Source organism: Anaerovorax odorimutans (genome assembly GCF_024459955.1).
Classification (GTDB): domain Bacteria; phylum Bacillota; class Clostridia; order Peptostreptococcales; family Anaerovoracaceae; genus Hominibacterium; species Hominibacterium odorimutans_A.
This window is the reverse complement of record NZ_JANFXK010000016.1, coordinates 25,206-42,593: the sequence shown is the minus strand read 5'-3', so window position 1 is coordinate 42,593 and position 17,388 is coordinate 25,206. Positions and strand designations below refer to the sequence as shown.

Here is a 17,388-nt window from a genome sequence, read left to right as displayed (position 1 = left end):
TTTAATAGCAGGAGGCGGAGCGGCCCGGTGCCGCTCTGTCCAAACGCTTTTAATAGATAGAAATAAACACAGGAGGAAAAAGAATGGATTACACACAGTTTGAAAAAACAGCGGCAAATATCCGTACCGGAATCGTCAAGGCAATACATAACGCGGGCTCCGGACATCCGGGAGGTTCCCTCTCCGCGGCGGATATCGTGACGGCGCTGTATTTTAAGGAAATGAACATTGACCCCAAAAACCCCAAAATGGAAGGAAGGGACAAGTTTATTTTATCCAAGGGACACGCCGGTCCGGTGCAGTACGCGGCCCTTGCGGAACGGGGCTATTTCCCGAAGGAAGACATCCTGCAGTTGAGAAAGCTGGGCTCCAAATTCCAGGGACACCCGGATATGAAAAAGGTGCCTGGAATCGAAATGTCTACGGGATCTCTGGGACAGGGATTTTCCGCTGCCGGCGGTATGGCTATGGCGGCCAAGGTGGATAAAAGCCCGGCAAGAGTTTACGTTCTCTTAGGCGACGGCGAGATCCAGGAGGGTCTTGTATGGGAAGCGGCCATGTCCGCGGCTCACAATAAGCTGGACAACCTCACTGCCATTCTGGACTGGAATGGTCTGCAGATCGACGGCAGAAATGAAGATGTAATGACTGTTGCTCCTGTTGATGAAAAGTTCCGCGCTTTCGGCTGGAACGTGATAAATATTGATGGCCACGATTTTGAACAGATCTTCGACGCTTTCGCTCAGGCAAGAGCCTGCAAGGGAAAGCCGACCATGATTATCGCCAAAACAATAAAAGGAAAAGGAGTTTCCTTCATGGAAGGCGAATATGGATGGCATGGCAAGGCCCCAAGCGAAGAGCAGACAAAGCAGGCAGTAGAAGAACTGGGAGGTGAATGGTAATGGCTGATAAGATGGCGACAAGACAGGCCTACGGTAAAAAACTGGTAGAGCTTGGAGAAAAATATGACAACCTGGTTGTAATGGACGCGGACCTTTCCAAATCCACCATGACGGCTGAATTTGGAAGCACCTATCCGCAGCGTTTTTTCAACATGGGCATCGCGGAGCAGAATCTCTATGGAAGCGCTGCGGGACTGGCCCTTTCCGGCAAGATCGTATGCGCCAGCACCTTTGCTATGTTCGCTTCCGGCAGGGCTTTTGAGATTATCCGCAACTCCATTGGTTACACAAAAGCCAACGTGAAAATCTGCGCTACTCACGCAGGAATCACAGTGGGAGAAGACGGCGCCAGCCACCAGACTTTTGAAGATATCGCACTGATGCGGACCATTCCGGGAATGACCGTTATCAATCCGTCGGACGGCGTTTCCGCAGGTAAGCTGCTGGAGCAGGCCGTAGCCATGGACGGACCGTGCTATGTAAGGCTGGGGAGAGCGGCAGTGCCGGTATTTTACGATGAAAACGCGCAGATTACACTGGGCAAGGGCAATCAGGTCCGCGAAGGAAAAGATGTTTCCATCATTGCTACGGGAATCATGGTTAACGAAGCGGTTATGGCAGCGGAAGAGCTGGCAGCGGATGGCATCGACGCCCGTGTCATTGATATCCATACCATCAAACCGATCGATGAGGAGATCATCGTCAAGGCGGCCAGGGAGACCGGCAAAATCGTAACGGCAGAGGAACATTCCGTGATCGGCGGACTGGGAAGCGCCGTAGCGGAAGTGGTAGTGAAAAACGCGCCGGTAAAGATGGCTTTCGTGGGTCAGAAGGATACTTACGGAGAATCGGGAAAACCGGAGGAGCTGAAGAAGAAATACGGCATGACAGCTGCCGACATTGTGGCGGCGGTCAAAAGCCTGTAAGTGTGAAAGAGGAGAGATCGCTTTATGAAAAAATCGTTTTTGTGTCTTAGCCTGATCCTGATGATGTGCCTGTCCTTTGCGGCCTGCGGCACTTCCCAATCCAAGGAAAAAGCTGACGAAACCGCGGCGCTGGAGACTACTCAGGCACCGGTGAAGGAAAAGGTATTTAAAACCAGTGATGAAAGATTCCAGATTACAGCCAATGAAGACTGGTCCGACGCAAAGGACGTTCTGGATATCGAAGACGCCACCTTGTCAATCGCCAAAAATGCAGAGGGATACATAGCTCTCATCAGCGAAAACAAATACAATTTTTCTGAAAAACTTTCCGGCTACAACAAGATGGTCGTCAAGAATATGGGGAAAAACATCGACGAGGAAAAGACAAGCAAATCCCAGGAGATGAAGCTGGGCAGCTACAATGCTTATAAAACTATGATCGCAGGCAAGATAGACGATGTAGATCAGGTATACCAGATTTACTGCGCTGAGATCAACGACCGCTACGTTCAGCTGGTATGCTGGAGTCTGGAAGGCAACCAGAAAAAACTGACTGAAGAATTTGATAAAATCGCGCAGACTTTGTCGCCGGTAAAAGATTAGAAAAACAAGTAATAACAAGCTCTCTTTCCGAATAGTCTTAAATATGACATGTTCATTTAAACGACAGCGGTTCCGCCGCAGAGATGAAGATGAAGATGTCCAGGTATGCGAAGGCACAGCCGGCATATTGCAGATTAGACGGAAGGGAGTTTTTGTTTTGGGAGAGAAAGAAAAGGAAAAGAAAAAAAATTGGAAGCCGGGGAAGAAAGGTCTTATCATAATCGCAATTATTATTATTGCTTTGGTAGCCGCCCTGGTAGCGGTGAATTTGTTTAAAGGTGACAAAAAAGTGGAATTCAAAACATTGAGCGAAAACAAAATACCTCAGGACATATCCAGTCAGGTTATCCCGGAATACAGAACTCTGGAACGGGCACTGGCGTGTGTGGTGGAGGACAAAATCTATGTAGTCGTGACCAGAGGCGAAAAACCGACCTCAGGTTTTGAAGTAGATATTGACAAAATGAGCCTGGAAGAAAAGGACGGTAAAACCAATCTGGTGGTTTATGCGGATTTCAAAGATCCTGAAAAAGACAAGGCTCTGGCCCAGGTCATCACCTATCCGGTCAAGGTAGCCAGTACGGATCTTTCCAAGCTTCCCGATGAAATCGAGCTGCGGATACAGTACGAAGAATAAACGCTGGCCGCCGGATTGATAGGCCCGGAAGGAAGCCGCGGAGTGACAGCGGCGGCTGCCTGCGGAGACGGGTGTGGCGGGAACTGTTGCGGATAGGGTGTGGCGAAAACCGGGGTGAAGAAGCTGCGGCGGAGCGGTTCAACCAGAAATATCATTAAATCTTTTTTATAATAAGATTATTGATATTATACGCTTAAAATTTCATAATATTATTGAGAAAATATCAAAACGATCATTAATAGATGGCTGTTTTGATATTTTTTTGGTGCGATCGCTCTCCAAACGGAAGAAAATATCAAAATCCATAGAAATAAGTTTCCTTGACGACATATTACATTATTTGACAAATCACTTTGTATGATGTAAAATTTTTACATAAAACAATTCAAAAAGAAAAAGCGGCGCTGCCGAAGGGGGAACGATGAATAAACAATATCAGCAGGAGATTCAGGAAATTCAGGCCGAACTGAAACAGCTTCCGAAGGGATATCTGGTGAAACGGCGCAGTTTCTATTATTGCCACGATGATGGAAAAGACAGGGGCATTACCAAAGACCCTCAGATGATTGCGCAGCTGGCAAGAAAGGCGTATTTGAAGGAACGGCTAAAACGGCTGACAATCAACGCCAAAGCGGCCATGATGTTTGACAAACGATACCGGGAACTGTCATCGGCAGAAATTATAAGGGAGCTGTCAAATCCATACAAGGATCTGCCCCAAAGCTATTTTTTTCGGGATTTCGCCAATTCCTGGGGCAGAGAAGACTATGAAAAGAACGACTTTTGCCCGGAAGACCGCCATTACCTGACCAATGGAGGTGTGTTGGTAAGATCCAAATCGGAGATGCTGATAGCAAATGCTCTGGAACGAAAGCACATTTCTTATCGCTATGAAGCGGCTCTGAAATTAGGCGAATCCGTCTACTATCCGGATTTTACAGCAAAACGTCATCGGGGCGGTAAATTGATATTTTGGGAACATTTCGGACTTTTAGACAGGCCCGATTATGCTGTGAAAACTGCCGAAAAACTGAATACATATGCAAAACATCATATATTTCCCGGCAGGGACTTGATCTGTACATGTGAAGCGGATATTGAGGACAGTCGGAAAATAGATGCGATTATCGATTTGTACTTTACCGACGGGCGATAATGGTAAATATGCAAATATCGAGCAGGTTTTCACATAATTTTCACCTGCCGATGATAATATTGTAACGTTTTGAGGAATAATGCCGATAATTGTTTGAAAATAACGGTCGGTTATAGTAAACTATATATTAGGTCTATCAAAAGGAAAGGGGCACGGACGCAGAATGATTGTTTTTGAAAATGTGACAAAGCATTACAAATCCAACATAGGTCTTGATGATGTCAGTGTGAGAATCAACAAGGGGGAATTCGTATTTCTCGTGGGACCCAGCGGAGCGGGAAAATCTACATTTGTAAAGCTTATCTTAAAGGAAATAGATGCCAATAAAGGCAAGATCAAAGTCAGAGGGGAAGACGTAACGAAGTTTTCCAACAGACAGATACCGAAACTGAGAAGGAACGTCGGTATCGTTTTTCAGGATTTCAGACTTCTGCCGAAGAAGACCGTATACGAAAACGTGGCTTTTGCGATGGAAATCATCCATCAGAGTCCAAGGACGATCAAACGGCAGGTCCCTCAGGTACTCAGCCTTGTGGGAGTCGGTACCAAAGCACAGAAATATCCCAACGAACTGTCCGCAGGCGAACAGCAGAGAGTTGCCATCGCACGGGCAATCGTCAACAACCCCAAAATTCTCATCGCTGATGAGCCTACGGGAAATCTTGATCCGGAGACCGCATGGGAAATCATGCAGCTTTTGGAACTGATTAACATGCGGGGAACGACCATCCTCATGGTTACCCATGCCAAGGACATCGTAGACAGAATGAACAAGCGGGTTATCGCCATTGAAAAAGGCCGAATCGTAAGAGACGACATAGGAACGTACGGATTCGAAGAAGCGCTTGCGAAAATGGAAGTGACGATGGATACTTTGCAGCATCGGCGCCAATTTAATGAAAAACTGAAAAAGGGAGACTTGTAATAATGTTCAGACGTTTTTTCTATACAATCAAGCAGGCATTTCTGCAGGTTTTCAGAAACAGGGCGATGAGCGTGGCCTCGATCTTTGCCATTACAGCCATGCTGCTGATTCTGGGATTGTTCTTTGTAATTGTGATTAATATCAATACCGCGGCCACGATGATCCGCCAGGACTACGACTCCATCGAAGTCTTTCTCCTGGATACGACACCTAAAGAGCAGGCGGATACGATGATTACATCTCTCAAAGGGGAAGCCGGTGTGGAAGATGTGACTTACCGCACCAAGGAAGAGGCTATGACGGAGCTGAAGACCAGATGGGGCGACAGCGGCTATCTGCTGGATTCTCTGGCTTCCAACCCTCTGCCCAACTCCATCGTCATTAAAATCAACAGTCTGGAGGCTGCCGACGACATAGCGGCTAAGGCCGCGGCTCTGGACGGCATTGAAGATGTAAAATACTATAAAGAGACAGTGGACAAGCTGATGAGCGCCACCCGTTTCGTGCAATTGGCCGCGATCGTGATTATGATATTCCTGATTATCGTATCGGTGGTGGTGGTATCCAACACCATCAAGCTAACGGTATTCAACCGGGCAAGAGAAATCAGCATTATGAAATACGTGGGAGCGACCAACTGGTTCATACGGGGGCCGTTCCTGGCTGAGGGGATTATTATCGGTCTTTTTTCGGCAGGAATCTCGGTGGGGATTTCCGCCTTTGTATATGAAAAAGTTGTGGATTTGATAGGGAAGGACGTATTTGCTGTACTTTCCACACCAATGGTGCCGGTCGATTTTCTGACCTATAACCTGGTATGGATATTCGCCGCTCTCGGTGTCAGCATCGGTGCCTGCGGCAGCATCATTTCAATGAGAAAGTTCTTAGACGCTTAGGAGGTCGTTTCATGCGAAAAAAGATTACAGTATTTACCGCTCTGCTGCTTATTTTCACCTTGTTATTTGGTACAGGCACGGTTTACGGTGCCAGTCTCGGCGATATTAAGAAGGATATTCAGGAAAAGCAGAAGCAGCTGGAAAACGGAAAAAGCCAGGAACAGGAACTGTCCAAAGAAATTCAGGACTTAGAGGTGGAGATCAGTTCAGCTGAAAACCAGCTGGAAAATCTGCGGGAAAAAATTGCCGGCACGGAGGACAAAGTCGTGGCCGCGGAAGCGGATTTGAAGAAAGCGGAAGAAGATGTCCAGACGCAGAATGAAAATCTCAATGTGCGTCTCAGGACTATGTACAAAAACGGAAGCATCGGCTTTATGGACGTACTCATGGGTTCGGGCAGCATTTCGGAATTTATCAGCAATATCGATATGGTAAAGAAAGTGTATTCCAGCGATAAAGATGTGCTTGCCGATCTTGAGAAAGATTATAAAAAGGTAGAAGATAAGAAAAAAGAGCTGGAATCTCTGGAAGGCCAGCTGGAATCCCAGAAACAGGAACAGCTGAACAAGCAGGCGGAGCTGACGGCTAACCGCAGCGAAGTCTCCAAGAAAAAGGCCAACGTGGTTGCCAGCAACGAAGCTCTCGAAGATAATATTGCCGATCTGAACGCGGAAGCGGACCGCATTGCTGCCATTATCGAGCAGGACAGTAAGAAAAACGATAACAGCGGAGGGAGCAGTAACAGCGGCGGCAAGGACGGCGGAAGCAGCAACAGTGGAGGAAGCAGTGGCGGCGGAAGCGGCGGCAGCTCCTACAATGACGGACAATTCGGATGGCCTGTTCCGGGGCATACTAGAGTTTCTTCCAATTATGGTTGGAGAATCTGTCCGTTCCACGGTAGAGAAAAGCATACCGGAATCGATATTCCGGCACCTTACGGTACTTCCGTATTAGCGGCGGCCAAGGGTACGGTAATCTTTTCAGGCTATCTGGGAAGCTACGGCAATGCGGTAATTATCAGTCACGGAGGAGGTCTCTATACGCTTTACGGCCACAACAGCAGTCTGGTAGCTCATTCCGGCGCAAAGGTTAAAAAGGGACAGAAAATAGCAAGAGTTGGAAGCACGGGCAGCTCTACCGGAAACCACTGCCATTTTGAGGTTCGGAAGGGCGGCAGCAGTTACGGAAACGATGTAAATCCGTGGAACTATCTGAAATAAAGTCCCTATAAATTAGAGGAGTTAGAACTGATGAATTACATAGATCCGATTATTTTAGAACTGCTGAAAAAGCGAGGTATTTCCGATGATGCGGAAATAAAAGAGTTCTTATCGGATAAACCGCAAAAGACTTACGATCCATTCCTGCTCTCCGATCTGGAGGCGGGAGTGGATTTGCTATTACGGGCTATCCATGATAAAAAAAGAATTTGCGTTTATGGCGATTATGATGCTGACGGAATTACCTCCGTCAGTATTCTTATGGAGTTTTTAGGAACACTGACAGATCGGCTGCAATATTATATTCCTTCCCGTTTTGATGAAGGCTACGGCCTCAACGCCGAAGCAGTGAGAAAAATCAGGGCCGGCGGCAGCGATGTGCTGGTGACCGTAGACTGCGGAAGCGTTTCCTACGAAGAGGTGGAGCTGGCAAAGGAGCTGGGTATGGAGGTACTGGTAACCGATCATCACAGTATTACCGATGTGAGGGCCGATTGTCTGCTGATTAATCCCAAACGGCCGGATTGTCTTTATCCCTTTCGCGAACTGGCAGGCTGCGGGGTAGCTTTCAAGCTGATACAGGGAATTCAGAAAAAAGCCGATATCCCCAGGAAGGTCCTCAACAGGGCCCTTGATCTGGTGGCTCTGGGAACCATCGCAGACGTGGTCCCTCTTTTGGACGAAAACAGAACCCTGGTCAAACATGGTATGCATATTATCAGCAGTGGGCTGAGGCCCGGGCTTGCGGCCTTGATCGAGGGTATTTCTCTAAAAAGGGACAGTCTGCGATCTGATCAGATTGCCTTTGGCGTGGCGCCCCATCTCAATGCGGCGGGAAGAATGGGCGACGCCAAGATAGCTGCCAGTCTGATGCTGGAAAAGGATAAGGACGCTGTGGGCCGTCAGGTATCGCAGCTGATTGATTTTAACAAGCAGCGCAAAAAGACCCAGGAGGAGGCCTATCAGCTCTGTACACAGATTATCGACCAGCATCTGGCAGACCGGAATTTTCTGGTGGTTTACGCGGAAGACGTGCATGAAGGTATTGCGGGAATTGTTGCCGGCAAGCTGAAAGACAAATACGAAAGACCGACGATTCTGGTAACGCCATCGGGCGATCACCTGAAAGGAACCGGACGCAGCGTAAGCGGAGTCAATCTTTATGAGGTTCTCAAATCCCACGAGGATTTGTTTTTGCGCTTCGGAGGACATGAAGGAGCCTGCGGATTTTCCATGGAACAGGATAAACTGGATACCTTGGAAGACCTGCTGGAGCAGGATATGAAGCGGATGCTTCAAGAGGATCCAGAGCTTTTTTCAAGACAGATCAACGCAGATCTCCCTCTGGCTGTAGGAGATATTACGCTGGAGCTGGCCCAGGGACTGGAGCTTCTGGCCCCCTTCGGAAGCAAAAACCCAAAACCGTTTTTCCTTCTGGAAAACGTCAGAGCCGCTCGCTTGCAGCCCATGGGCGCGGACGGCAAGCACATTCGTTTCTTTGCCATATCCGAGGACGGCCAGTCGCTGGAATGCGTACTCTTTAACCGCGCAAAGGATTTCGAATCCGCGCTTTATGGCGAAAAAAGCATAAACCTGATTGGCTCTGTCGATTTTCAGGAATGGAGGGGAAATAAAAGGGTGCAGTTTAATGTGGAAAGTGTGGTATAATGTTCGCATTGATTTATACGGCGTTGCCGTAAGGATGCGAACATTGAAATCTGCTGCGACGTGGCTTGCGGGTTATAATAACCGCATTGATTTATACGGCGTTGCCGTAAAGGTGCGAACATTGAAATCCGCTGCGACGTGGCTTGCGGTAACTTTGGGGTGTTTTTTTGTGAAAGTTACGCAATTTGCAACGGTTTGGCGAGCCTTTTGGGGAAAAAGGCGCGGGATTTTGGAATTTGGCGGTGGGAGGGCTGCGCAATCCCACAAAATTGCGTAAACAAAGCCCGATTTTCTGAAAAAGTTACCAAAATCATGGGATCTCTTGCTGTCAGGCGGGAGAGTGGAATGAGTTTACTGATAGATAAAATTTGGGATGGAGGCAGTTGGAATGACAATTAAAAAACGAAATCTGGTGCTTTTGCTGATCGTTACTTTCCTGCTGGGCGCTACGATCGCCGCAGGATCGGTGCTGTTGGTTGAAAACGGCGCAATGGGCGGAACGGTAAAAGTGTCGAAGAAAAACTATGAATATTATGAAAGGCTGAGCAAACGCTATGGAAAGCTGGATCAGCTTTATGATGAGGTGACGGGCAGCTTTTATAAAAAGCCGGATGAAGAGAAGCTGGCGACCGGAATGTACAAAGGGCTGATTGCTGGTTTGGGCGATCCGTATTCCGCATATATGACAAAGGAAGAATATACCTCCTGGACAGACAGTACGATGGGAGAGTTTGACGGTGTTGGCATTACTTTCTCTACCAATAAATCCGGTGATTACGTGGTTGTCAATACAATTCCCGACACACCGGCGGAAAAGGCCGGTCTCAAGGCAGGAGACCTTCTTGTGGCTGTTGATGGCAAAACCTACGGCACAATGGACACTTTCAGTGCGGCGCTGAAGGGCAAAGCCGGGACAAAGGTAACTCTTACCTATGAACGGGATGGAAAAGAAAAAGACGTGATTATGAAGCGGGCGACGATTATCAATAAAACAGTAGACAGCAAGGTTTTAGAGGATCAGATCGGATACATTAAGATTTCCGCCTTTGAAGAGCATACGGCCGATGATTTCAAAAGCGCGCTGGAAGGTCTGCAGAAGAAGAAAGTAAAAGGTCTGGTGATCGATCTGAGGCAAAATGGGGGCGGCATTGTCGATGCCGGGCTCGATGTGGCTGATAAACTGCTGGGCGAGGGTACAGTGACTTACCTGCAGGATCAGCACGGTAAAAAGCAGTATCTGAAATCCGATGCGGAAAAGATCGACATTCCGTACGTGCTGCTGGTAGATGAAAATACGGCCAGCACTTCGGAGATAATCGCAGCGGCCGTAAAAGATGACGGAACAAACCCCATCGTGGGAACAACCACTTTTGGTAAAGGGATCGTGCAGAGTACAGGAGAGCTGAAAGACGGCAGTGCGCTTAAGCTGACAACCATGCAGTATTTCTCACCGAAGGGAAATGTAATCAACGGAAAAGGGGTCAAACCCAACTATGAAGTGAAAAACAGCAAAAAGGACAAGGACGATAAGCAGCTTGCCAAAGGTTTGGAGCTGCTGAAAGCAAAACAGTAGGAGAACTGCGATTGATACGACGTTGCCGGAACAATCCGGCCAGAGTCGTATCATTTGCCATCTGCGGTAACTTTTCGAAAAAAAGATGGAAAGTTACGCAAAGTTGTGGGTTTGCGGGTGCTTGAAACCGTGGAAAGTGAAAATTTGTGCTGCAAGTCATTTTGAAGGCCGCAGGAACGTTGAAAAATGCGTAACTTTCCGAAAAAAAACGGGGAAAGTTACCGGAGCGGTTCCGCGGCCTTTTTGAGCAATGCGTATATTGTTCAACAACGGATTCATTTTGACCTTGTTGTTGAAGTGTTTTCAAGGTTTGCGGTCTCTGCCCCTGTTCAAATTTGCATATTGATCGAGTTTCTGTGCCCGCATAGCCCTGTATCCTTGAAAAAAGCTCAACAAATCCCTGGTTTTTACCTGCGTGTTGATAAAAATCGCAATTCGCCTTTTGGGAGGTTTTCGTTTGAGGTTCTGCCAAGGAGATCAAGCAGACGGCATCGTATCATTTGTTATCTGCGGTAACTTTTCGGAAAAATGATGGAAAGTTACGCAAAGCTGTGGGTTTGCGGGTGCTTGAAACCGTGGAAAGTGAAGATTTGTGCTGCAAGCCGTTTTGAAGGCCGCAGGAACGTTGAAAAATGCGTAACTTTCCGAAAAAAACGGGAAAAGTTACCGGAGCGGCCCAGCGGCCTTTTGATGAAGGAAACAGGGGCCGCAACTCATATCTCTTGATCAGTTGAAACGGGGTTGCCGCAAGGTACAAGAATAATAAAAGGAGCTCGGCGGGAGCTCCTTTTTGAGTCTTTTGCTTTTCAGGGCTGCAAGCGGGTATGGCTGCACTGAGAAAAAGCTTTATCGCACAATTATGTAATAGCTGTAAGCCAGATAAGCGAGGATGAACAGGATTCCCCAGCCTCTGCGGATCTCCTTTTTCGCAATCGCAGGGGCCATGACCAGCAGACTGGCGGCGACCAGAATCCAGGCATCGTATATGGATACAGATTCAATCCGAATGGGATGCACCGTAACGGAAGCTCCCAGAACAAACAGGATATTGAACAGATTGGAACCGATCACGTTTCCCACGGCAATATCCGTTTCGCCCTTTCTGGCGGCAGCGATACTGGTCACCAGTTCGGGAAGGGACGTACCGATAGCCACGATCGTGAGGCCGATAAGCGTCTGACTGATGCCAAAGGACGCGGCAATGGCGCTGGCCTTATCCACAACCAGCTGACCGCCGAAGATGACGGCAGCAAGGCCAACCACAGCAAACACAATCCCCTTAGGCAGAGAGGGCTTTTTCCCGTGGTCTGCCGAATCAGGCGCAGGATGCTTGATTGCTTTTCGGATTGTAGAAATAATGAAAAAGGCAAAGATTGCCAAAAGAATCAAACCGTCCGGCCTGGAAAGATACAGGCTTTCTCCGGAACCCAGAGTCGTCAGCGCCAGGACAATGAACAGCAGAGCGGCGATAATGGAAAGCGGATATTCACTTTTGAGAATATGCGGCTGTACCGGGCACGGTTTGATCAGCGCGCAGGCCCCCAGAACCATGAGCAGGTTGAACAGATTGGAGCCGATCACGTTTCCCACGGCAATGCCATTCTGTCCGGTGGTTGCTGCGGTGATACTGACCGCGGCTTCCGGAGCGCTGGTCCCGAAAGCGACAATGGTAAGCCCAATTATAAAGGAAGGAATGCTGAAATACCTTGCGATATCCGAACTTCCGTCAACAAAAATATCCGCGCCTTTCACTAGTAGGACGAATCCAACAATCAATAAAATATAATCCAATTTTTTTCCCCTTTACTCTACATACTAAAGAGAATTATATGACAGCATACCGAAGATTGTCAAACCTAAATTTTCGCCGGGCCGCAAATGAAGTCCGGCGCTTTAGGACGTGAAAGTAAAAAGAGTTGACGGTGATTTTACAGGGTGCTATAATTGTACTGTAATGTGTTGAAGTAAAGGTGAAAGGAGCTATATCATGGCTTACGAATCAAAATTCAAGCGCGCCGACATCGATGAACTGTTCAAAGCAATACTGCTGCTGGAGGATGAGGAAGATTGCTATCGTTTTTTTGAAGATATATGTACGATAAACGAGATTCATGCTATCGCACAGAGACTGCAGGTAGCAAAGCTGCTTTCAGAGAAAAAGACTTACAGCGAGATTGAGGATCTGACAAAGGCATCCACAGCGACCATCAGCAGGATCAATAAATGTCTGGTTTATGGCGCTGAAGGCTACCAGAGAATCCTGGATCGAATGGACAAAGCTGATTAGCGGACGTAAAAAGATGAGAAAGAAATACGCACAGCGGAACTGTCAGGTTCCGCTGTTTTTGGAGTAAGAAATGTATGTATATATATATGAAGGCTATCAGGGAGGCCGGGGCGGCCGGCAGCGAACAGAAGCGCTGGTCCGGCGGGCGGCAAAGCTTTACGCTGCGGAAGAAAGGCTGAACCTGGGAGCGTTTTCTGACGAAATTCTGCGGGCGGAAAGGGGAAAGCCTTATTTTGAGGAAATTCCCATTGAATTTTCCGTCAGCCACACCGGCAGCCTGTGGGTATGCTCCATGGGCGCAGAAGCGATGGGCATTGACGTGCAGGAGATACGTGGCTGCCGCCGGGAAAAAATAGCGGATCGCTATTATACGGCTGATGAAAGGGAATACGTCCGGGCAAATGGGGAAGCGGGTTTTTTCCAAATCTGGACCAGAAAAGAGGCTTATGCCAAATATACGGGCGACGGCTTTACGGAAAGCCTGCGTGTTTTTTCCACCCTTGCGGGTAAGGACGTTGAATTTATTGACTTTGATATTGGTGCGGGGGTCAAGGGCTCCTGCTGTGTGAGAGAGAAGTGTGAATTATGGATCAGAAAAATACTGTAAAGGGCTACGGAGCAGCTATCCTGTTTTCCGTTTTAGTCGGTTTTTCTTTTTTGGGCGTAAAGACCTGTGTGCCCCTGGCGAGCAGCCTGCAGATTTTAATGCACCGCTATAATTTTGCCTTGCTGGCGCTGGTCATCCTTATGGTCCTGCGGGTAGCCAAGATCGATCTTCGGGGAAAACCGAAAAAGAATCTGCTGCTGACAGCGGGATTCTATGTTGGTTTCATGGTTCTGCAGGTGATAGGACTCTTTTTTGCCACCTCGATCGAAGGATCCATCATTTTCGCCATCATCCCCATCATCGCCAAAATCATCGCCTCTCTGTTTCTGGGAGAAAAATCCACGGTTTTGCAAAATATATTCGTGTGCCTGACCGTAGCCGCGCTGATCGTTATGATTATTATGGGCAGCACCAGCGTTACCTTCAATGTTGGCGGAGCCATACTGCTGATTCTTTCCAGCATATCCATGGCCATCAGCAATGTCTTCATGCGCTATGTGCGCGATCAGTACAAACCCATTGAAATTTCTGCCGCCATTATCATCGGAGGCTGCGTAATATTCAATCTGGCTTTCCTGGTGCAGGGACTTTTCAACGGCACGCTCCACACGTATTTTCAGCCGTTTTCCCATCCCGAATTCATCATCGCCACCGCTTACCTGGGGATAGGGTGCATCCTGCTTTCCGCACAGCTGATGAGTTATTCGCTGAGCAAAATGGAGGCGGTAAAGGCTACGATCTTCGGTAACGTTTCCACAGCCATTTCCATCATCGCCGGAGTAGTCGTGCTGGGGGAACCGCTGCTGCCATATCATATCATCTGTACGATTTTAATTATCGTTGGGGTCGTGGGACTGAGCGTTTCAGGAAAGAAAAAGGAGGAAACCGATGAGATTTAAATTTCTGATGGAAAATAAGACGGAAGGTTCCGGCTGCGTGGCGGAACATGGACTGTCCATATACATAGAAGCACAGGGAAGAAAGCTGCTGTTTGATACGGGAGCATCTCCTTTGTTTGCGGAAAACGCAAAAAAAATGGGCGTGGATCTTTCGCAGGTGGAGACATTGATTATCAGCCACGGCCACTACGACCATACGGGCGGAGTGCCTCAGTTCTGTGAGATCAACAAGATCGCTCCCATCTACATCCACCAGGGTGCTTTCTACGAGACCTACGGAAAGAAAAACGGCAAATGGGAGGAGCAAACCTCCGGCATCCGCTGGAGCGATCATGAAAGAAGCCAGATCGATCCCAGAATCGTCCGCACCGATCAGGTGACCTGGCTTTCCGAGGACATCGCCATATCGGGAACGATCCCAAAGATTCCGGGATTTGAACCGACCGAAACCTTTTACCGCCGATATGAAGACGGCAGCTGTGAGCCGGACCCGATGGATCACGAACAGATTCTGGTTATAAAAGAGCCGGAAGGGCTGTATGTTTTTTCCGGGTGCAGCCACAGAGGCGTGGTGCCTGCTATCCGCTACGCAAGGGAAATCTTTGACGGTGAGCGGATTGCCGTGCTGGTGGCAGGTATGCATCTTTACAGCGCGGGGAAAGATATGCGCAGGAAGGTTGTGGAGCAGGTTTTGAAGGAGGAGATGGATCTGGTAATGCCGGTACACTGTACGGGTATCGACGCTATCTGCGATCTCAAGGCGGCTTTGGGTGATAAATGCGTTGTGGCTACGGCAGGGAGCAGCTATGGATATTAAAGACGCGGCGCTGAAATATCTGGGGCCGAGAGCCAGAACCTGCAGAGAGGTTAGCGATCATCTGCGGGCAAAGGGCTTTGACGGGCCGGAGATCGAGGAAATCATCGAAGAACTGAAAGAGCTGCACTACCTGGATGATCAGGATTACTGCGCTCAGTATTTCGAGTATGCCTTCGGAAAGGGAAAAGGCTCTTACCGGGCCAAGAGAGAGTTGGAAGAAAAGGGCGTGGATCGGGAGACGATCGAAATCGCCTTTGAGGAATATGAGAGCGAAGAGACGGAGCTTGCGCGGGCGAAAAAGCAGGCCGCCAAAATCGCGGATGGCAGGCAGATCGACGAAAAGCTCCTGGCAAGAATGGGGAGGCGTCTGACTTCCCTGGGATATCGCTCGGATATCGTATATCAGGTATTGGGAACTTATATGAGGCAGCAGGATGAATGACCGGTTTACAAGGACAAAATTAATATTGGGCGAGGAAGGAATCGCCAAACTCCGCAGCAGCAGAGTCGCGGTCTTCGGTATCGGCGGCGTAGGGGGCTACGCGGTGGAGGCTCTGGTACGGGCCGGCATCGGCGCCATTGATCTGATTGATAAGGATGTGGTGGATGTGACCAATATCAATCGGCAGATCATCGCTACCATGAGTACTGTGGGCAGGGATAAAGTAGAAGTTATGAAAGAGCGGATTTCGGACATTGCTCCCGATATCCGGGTCAATGCGCATAAGCGCTTTTTTCTGCCGGAGACAGAGTTTGATTTTTCAGGATTCGACTATGTGGTGGACGCCATCGACACGGTGACTGCCAAGCTGGACCTGATTGTAAGAGCCAGGGCGGCCGGAGTGCCTGTTATCTCCTCCATGGGGACGGGCAACAAGCTGGACCCGACCCGGTTCGAAGTGACGACCATTGACAAAACCTCTGTGTGCCCATTGGCCAAGGTCATGCGAAGAGAACTTCGCCGCAGAGGAATTTCAGACCTGAAAGTGGTTTATTCCAGAGAAGAGCCTGCGAAACAGGCGGAAAGGGGCGTGCCGGCCAGCGTTTCCTTCGTTCCCCCGGCAGCGGGGCTGATCCTCGCAGGAGAAGTGGTAAAGGATTTGATAAAATGGTAATGGTAAAAGTAAAAGAAATCAATCTGGAACGTGGATTCCCCACGGTTCCCCAGGCAATGCGCAACCTGATTAACGATTTGTCAACCGCCCAGCGAAGCGGCTGCAAGGCGGCGGTCATCGTCCACGGCTACGGCTCCACCGGCACCGGCGGGGCGATTAAGGAAGCTGTAAAAAGCAAACTGAAAGAGCCGCTGCTGCGGGGCGTGGTAAAGGAAACGATCCCTGGCGAAGAGTGGTACTCCAGGAAAAAGGAGTTCCTCAACTATTGCCCGCAGCTGAAAGATTTCAGCCGCTACGTGGACGGAAACCGGGGAGTAACGGTCGCTCTGCTGCGGTAAAAACGCGGCCTTTCCCGCCGCGGAAAAAATTTTTTAAAAAATTTTAAAGAAATTTCTCATATGCACCGAAAAACGGACATAGACTTTGGTATAGTTTAACCATCAAGAGAAAGGGTACAAACTATATTAAGTAGAACAGACGGAGGTGCATACGATATGTTGTTATTTTTACCTTGGATTTTCATGCTGGTGGCTATTGCTCTGATCATTCTCCTGTGGGATGATTATTTGAAAGAAACACGTTATAATGAATACCGAAAAGAACGGGACCGAACCAGAGAGGAAATAGAAAGGATGATGGTAAATGAGCCTGAAGACTTTAAAAGGAGACATCACAAAACTGGACGCGGACGCTATCGTCAATGCTGCTAACCGTACGCTTCTTGGAGGAGGCGGCGTGGACGGAGCGATCCACAGAGCCGCGGGAAAAGAGCTGCTGGCGGAATGCAGGACCCTGGGCGGCTGTGAAACGGGACAAGCTAAAATCACCAAAGGATACAATCTGCCTGCCAGATACGTGATCCATACCGTGGGACCGGTGTGGCACGGAGGCGCGCAGGGCGAGCCAGAGCTTTTGAAAAACGCCTATAAGAACAGTCTGGCGATTGCCCGGGAAAAACAGCTGAGTTCCATCGCTTTTCCCGCTATATCCACAGGCGTATACGGCTATCCGAAGGAAGAAGCGGCAGAGATCGCAGTGGAGGCCTGCCTGGAATTTCTTGAAGAGTACGATATGGAGATCGTTTTGGTCGCTTTCAGCGATGGGGACAGGAACCGCTATGAGAAATTGATTGAGGACAGAGCAGGGAAATAGGAGCG

At 48.7% G+C, this 17,388-nt stretch carries 19 protein-coding genes; 18 read left to right on the top strand and 1 reads right to left on the bottom strand.

Features of this window, described 5'->3' with window-relative positions; translation table 11 throughout:
• Window positions 1-83: 83 nt before the first annotated feature.
• The 10 genes from NE619_RS13500 (at window position 84) to NE619_RS13455 (ending at window position 10,506) form a co-directional block, all read left to right on the top strand.
• A complete protein-coding gene (locus NE619_RS13500; protein ID WP_256132958.1) occupies window positions 84-902 on the top strand; it encodes a transketolase in 819 nt (272 codons plus the stop codon).
• Window positions 902-1,828, top strand: a complete 927-nt coding sequence (locus NE619_RS13495) for a transketolase family protein (protein ID WP_256132957.1) — start codon at window positions 902-904, stop codon at window positions 1,826-1,828. Before NE619_RS13500 ends, NE619_RS13495 begins: the two co-directional genes overlap by 1 nt.
• 24 nt (window positions 1,829-1,852) lie before the next feature.
• Window positions 1,853-2,431, top strand: a complete 579-nt coding sequence (locus NE619_RS13490) for a hypothetical protein (RefSeq protein WP_256132956.1) — start codon at window positions 1,853-1,855, stop codon at window positions 2,429-2,431.
• 157 nt (window positions 2,432-2,588) lie between these two features.
• Window positions 2,589-3,068: a protease complex subunit PrcB family protein gene (locus NE619_RS13485; RefSeq protein ID WP_256132955.1), complete on the top strand. Its 480-nt coding sequence runs from the start codon at window positions 2,589-2,591 to the stop codon at window positions 3,066-3,068.
• 421 nt (window positions 3,069-3,489) lie between these two features.
• On the top strand, window positions 3,490-4,224 hold the full coding sequence (locus NE619_RS13480) for a hypothetical protein (RefSeq protein WP_256132954.1): 735 nt from the start codon (window positions 3,490-3,492) through the stop codon (window positions 4,222-4,224).
• Window positions 4,225-4,387: 163 nt separating this feature from the next.
• The gene (gene ftsE / locus NE619_RS13475; protein ID WP_256132953.1) at window positions 4,388-5,149 is read left to right on the top strand and encodes a cell division ATP-binding protein FtsE; all 762 of its coding nucleotides are present in this window, start codon (window positions 4,388-4,390) and stop codon (window positions 5,147-5,149) included.
• Between the two features lie 2 nt (window positions 5,150-5,151).
• Window positions 5,152-6,045, top strand: a complete 894-nt coding sequence (gene ftsX, locus NE619_RS13470) for a permease-like cell division protein FtsX (protein ID WP_256132952.1) — start codon at window positions 5,152-5,154, stop codon at window positions 6,043-6,045.
• An 11-nt stretch (window positions 6,046-6,056) separates the two neighbouring features.
• Window positions 6,057-7,265: a murein hydrolase activator EnvC family protein gene (locus NE619_RS13465; protein WP_256132951.1), complete on the top strand. Its 1,209-nt coding sequence runs from the start codon at window positions 6,057-6,059 to the stop codon at window positions 7,263-7,265.
• A gap of 30 nt (window positions 7,266-7,295) precedes the next feature.
• Window positions 7,296-8,933, top strand: a complete 1,638-nt coding sequence (gene recJ / locus NE619_RS13460; protein ID WP_256132950.1) for a single-stranded-DNA-specific exonuclease RecJ — start codon at window positions 7,296-7,298, stop codon at window positions 8,931-8,933.
• Window positions 8,934-9,321: 388 nt separating this feature from the next.
• Window positions 9,322-10,506, top strand: coding sequence for a S41 family peptidase (locus tag NE619_RS13455; RefSeq protein ID WP_256132949.1), 1,185 nt, complete (start codon window positions 9,322-9,324; stop codon window positions 10,504-10,506).
• Between the two features lie 846 nt (window positions 10,507-11,352).
• Here the strand turns inward: NE619_RS13455 and NE619_RS13450 are convergent.
• Window positions 11,353-12,297, bottom strand: a complete 945-nt coding sequence (locus NE619_RS13450) for a calcium/sodium antiporter (protein ID WP_256132948.1) — start codon at window positions 12,295-12,297, stop codon at window positions 11,353-11,355.
• Window positions 12,298-12,493: 196 nt separating this feature from the next.
• Here NE619_RS13450 and NE619_RS13445 point away from each other — a divergent pair, with 196 nt between their 5' ends.
• The 8 genes from NE619_RS13445 (at window position 12,494) to NE619_RS13410 (ending at window position 17,383) form a co-directional block, all read left to right on the top strand.
• On the top strand, window positions 12,494-12,793 hold the full coding sequence (locus NE619_RS13445; RefSeq protein WP_256132947.1) for a YerC/YecD family TrpR-related protein: 300 nt from the start codon (window positions 12,494-12,496) through the stop codon (window positions 12,791-12,793).
• A 70-nt stretch (window positions 12,794-12,863) separates the two neighbouring features.
• Entirely contained in the window at window positions 12,864-13,400 is a 537-nt protein-coding gene (locus NE619_RS13440; protein ID WP_256132946.1) for a 4'-phosphopantetheinyl transferase family protein, read from the top strand.
• The gene (locus tag NE619_RS13435) at window positions 13,379-14,299 is read left to right on the top strand and encodes a DMT family transporter (protein ID WP_256132945.1); all 921 of its coding nucleotides are present in this window, start codon (window positions 13,379-13,381) and stop codon (window positions 14,297-14,299) included. Before NE619_RS13440 ends, NE619_RS13435 begins: the two co-directional genes overlap by 22 nt.
• Window positions 14,289-15,116, top strand: a complete 828-nt coding sequence (locus NE619_RS13430) for an MBL fold metallo-hydrolase (RefSeq protein ID WP_256132944.1) — start codon at window positions 14,289-14,291, stop codon at window positions 15,114-15,116. The genes NE619_RS13435 and NE619_RS13430 overlap by 11 nt, the downstream gene beginning before the upstream one ends.
• Window positions 15,106-15,558 (top strand): regulatory protein RecX, encoded by a 453-nt coding sequence (locus NE619_RS13425; protein WP_256132943.1) that lies wholly within the window; start codon window positions 15,106-15,108, stop codon window positions 15,556-15,558. Before NE619_RS13430 ends, NE619_RS13425 begins: the two co-directional genes overlap by 11 nt.
• Entirely contained in the window at window positions 15,551-16,231 is a 681-nt protein-coding gene (locus NE619_RS13420) for a tRNA threonylcarbamoyladenosine dehydratase (RefSeq protein ID WP_256132942.1), read from the top strand. The genes NE619_RS13425 and NE619_RS13420 overlap by 8 nt, the downstream gene beginning before the upstream one ends.
• Window positions 16,225-16,569: a Smr/MutS family protein gene (locus NE619_RS13415; RefSeq protein ID WP_256132941.1), complete on the top strand. Its 345-nt coding sequence runs from the start codon at window positions 16,225-16,227 to the stop codon at window positions 16,567-16,569. Before NE619_RS13420 ends, NE619_RS13415 begins: the two co-directional genes overlap by 7 nt.
• Before the next feature lie 304 nt (window positions 16,570-16,873).
• Window positions 16,874-17,383 (top strand): O-acetyl-ADP-ribose deacetylase, encoded by a 510-nt coding sequence (locus NE619_RS13410; RefSeq protein WP_256132940.1) that lies wholly within the window; start codon window positions 16,874-16,876, stop codon window positions 17,381-17,383.
• The last annotated feature ends 5 nt before the right edge of the window (window positions 17,384-17,388 follow it).

Bases quoted from the DNA above. Each gene is read 5' to 3' on its own strand.
- NE619_RS13465 (WP_256132951.1), top strand. From the start codon at position 6,057: ATGCGAAAAAAGATTACAGTATTTACCGCTCTGCTGCTTATTTTCACC.
- NE619_RS13415 (WP_256132941.1), top strand. From the start codon at position 16,225: ATGGTAATGGTAAAAGTAAAAGAAATCAATCTGGAACGTGGATTCCCC.
- NE619_RS13500 (WP_256132958.1), top strand. From the start codon at position 84: ATGGATTACACACAGTTTGAAAAAACAGCGGCAAATATCCGTACCGGA.
- recJ (WP_256132950.1), top strand. From the start codon at position 7,296: ATGAATTACATAGATCCGATTATTTTAGAACTGCTGAAAAAGCGAGGT.
- NE619_RS13420 (WP_256132942.1), top strand. From the start codon at position 15,551: ATGAATGACCGGTTTACAAGGACAAAATTAATATTGGGCGAGGAAGGA.
- NE619_RS13455 (WP_256132949.1), top strand. From the start codon at position 9,322: ATGACAATTAAAAAACGAAATCTGGTGCTTTTGCTGATCGTTACTTTC.
- NE619_RS13480 (WP_256132954.1), top strand. From the start codon at position 3,490: ATGAATAAACAATATCAGCAGGAGATTCAGGAAATTCAGGCCGAACTG.
- NE619_RS13425 (WP_256132943.1), top strand. From the start codon at position 15,106: ATGGATATTAAAGACGCGGCGCTGAAATATCTGGGGCCGAGAGCCAGA.
- NE619_RS13445 (WP_256132947.1), top strand. From the start codon at position 12,494: ATGGCTTACGAATCAAAATTCAAGCGCGCCGACATCGATGAACTGTTC.
- ftsE (WP_256132953.1), top strand. From the start codon at position 4,388: ATGATTGTTTTTGAAAATGTGACAAAGCATTACAAATCCAACATAGGT.
- ftsX (WP_256132952.1), top strand. From the start codon at position 5,152: ATGTTCAGACGTTTTTTCTATACAATCAAGCAGGCATTTCTGCAGGTT.
- NE619_RS13440 (WP_256132946.1), top strand. From the start codon at position 12,864: ATGTATGTATATATATATGAAGGCTATCAGGGAGGCCGGGGCGGCCGG.
- NE619_RS13410 (WP_256132940.1), top strand. From the start codon at position 16,874: ATGAGCCTGAAGACTTTAAAAGGAGACATCACAAAACTGGACGCGGAC.
- NE619_RS13495 (WP_256132957.1), top strand. From the start codon at position 902: ATGGCTGATAAGATGGCGACAAGACAGGCCTACGGTAAAAAACTGGTA.
- NE619_RS13430 (WP_256132944.1), top strand. From the start codon at position 14,289: ATGAGATTTAAATTTCTGATGGAAAATAAGACGGAAGGTTCCGGCTGC.
- NE619_RS13435 (WP_256132945.1), top strand. From the start codon at position 13,379: ATGGATCAGAAAAATACTGTAAAGGGCTACGGAGCAGCTATCCTGTTT.
- NE619_RS13490 (WP_256132956.1), top strand. From the start codon at position 1,853: ATGAAAAAATCGTTTTTGTGTCTTAGCCTGATCCTGATGATGTGCCTG.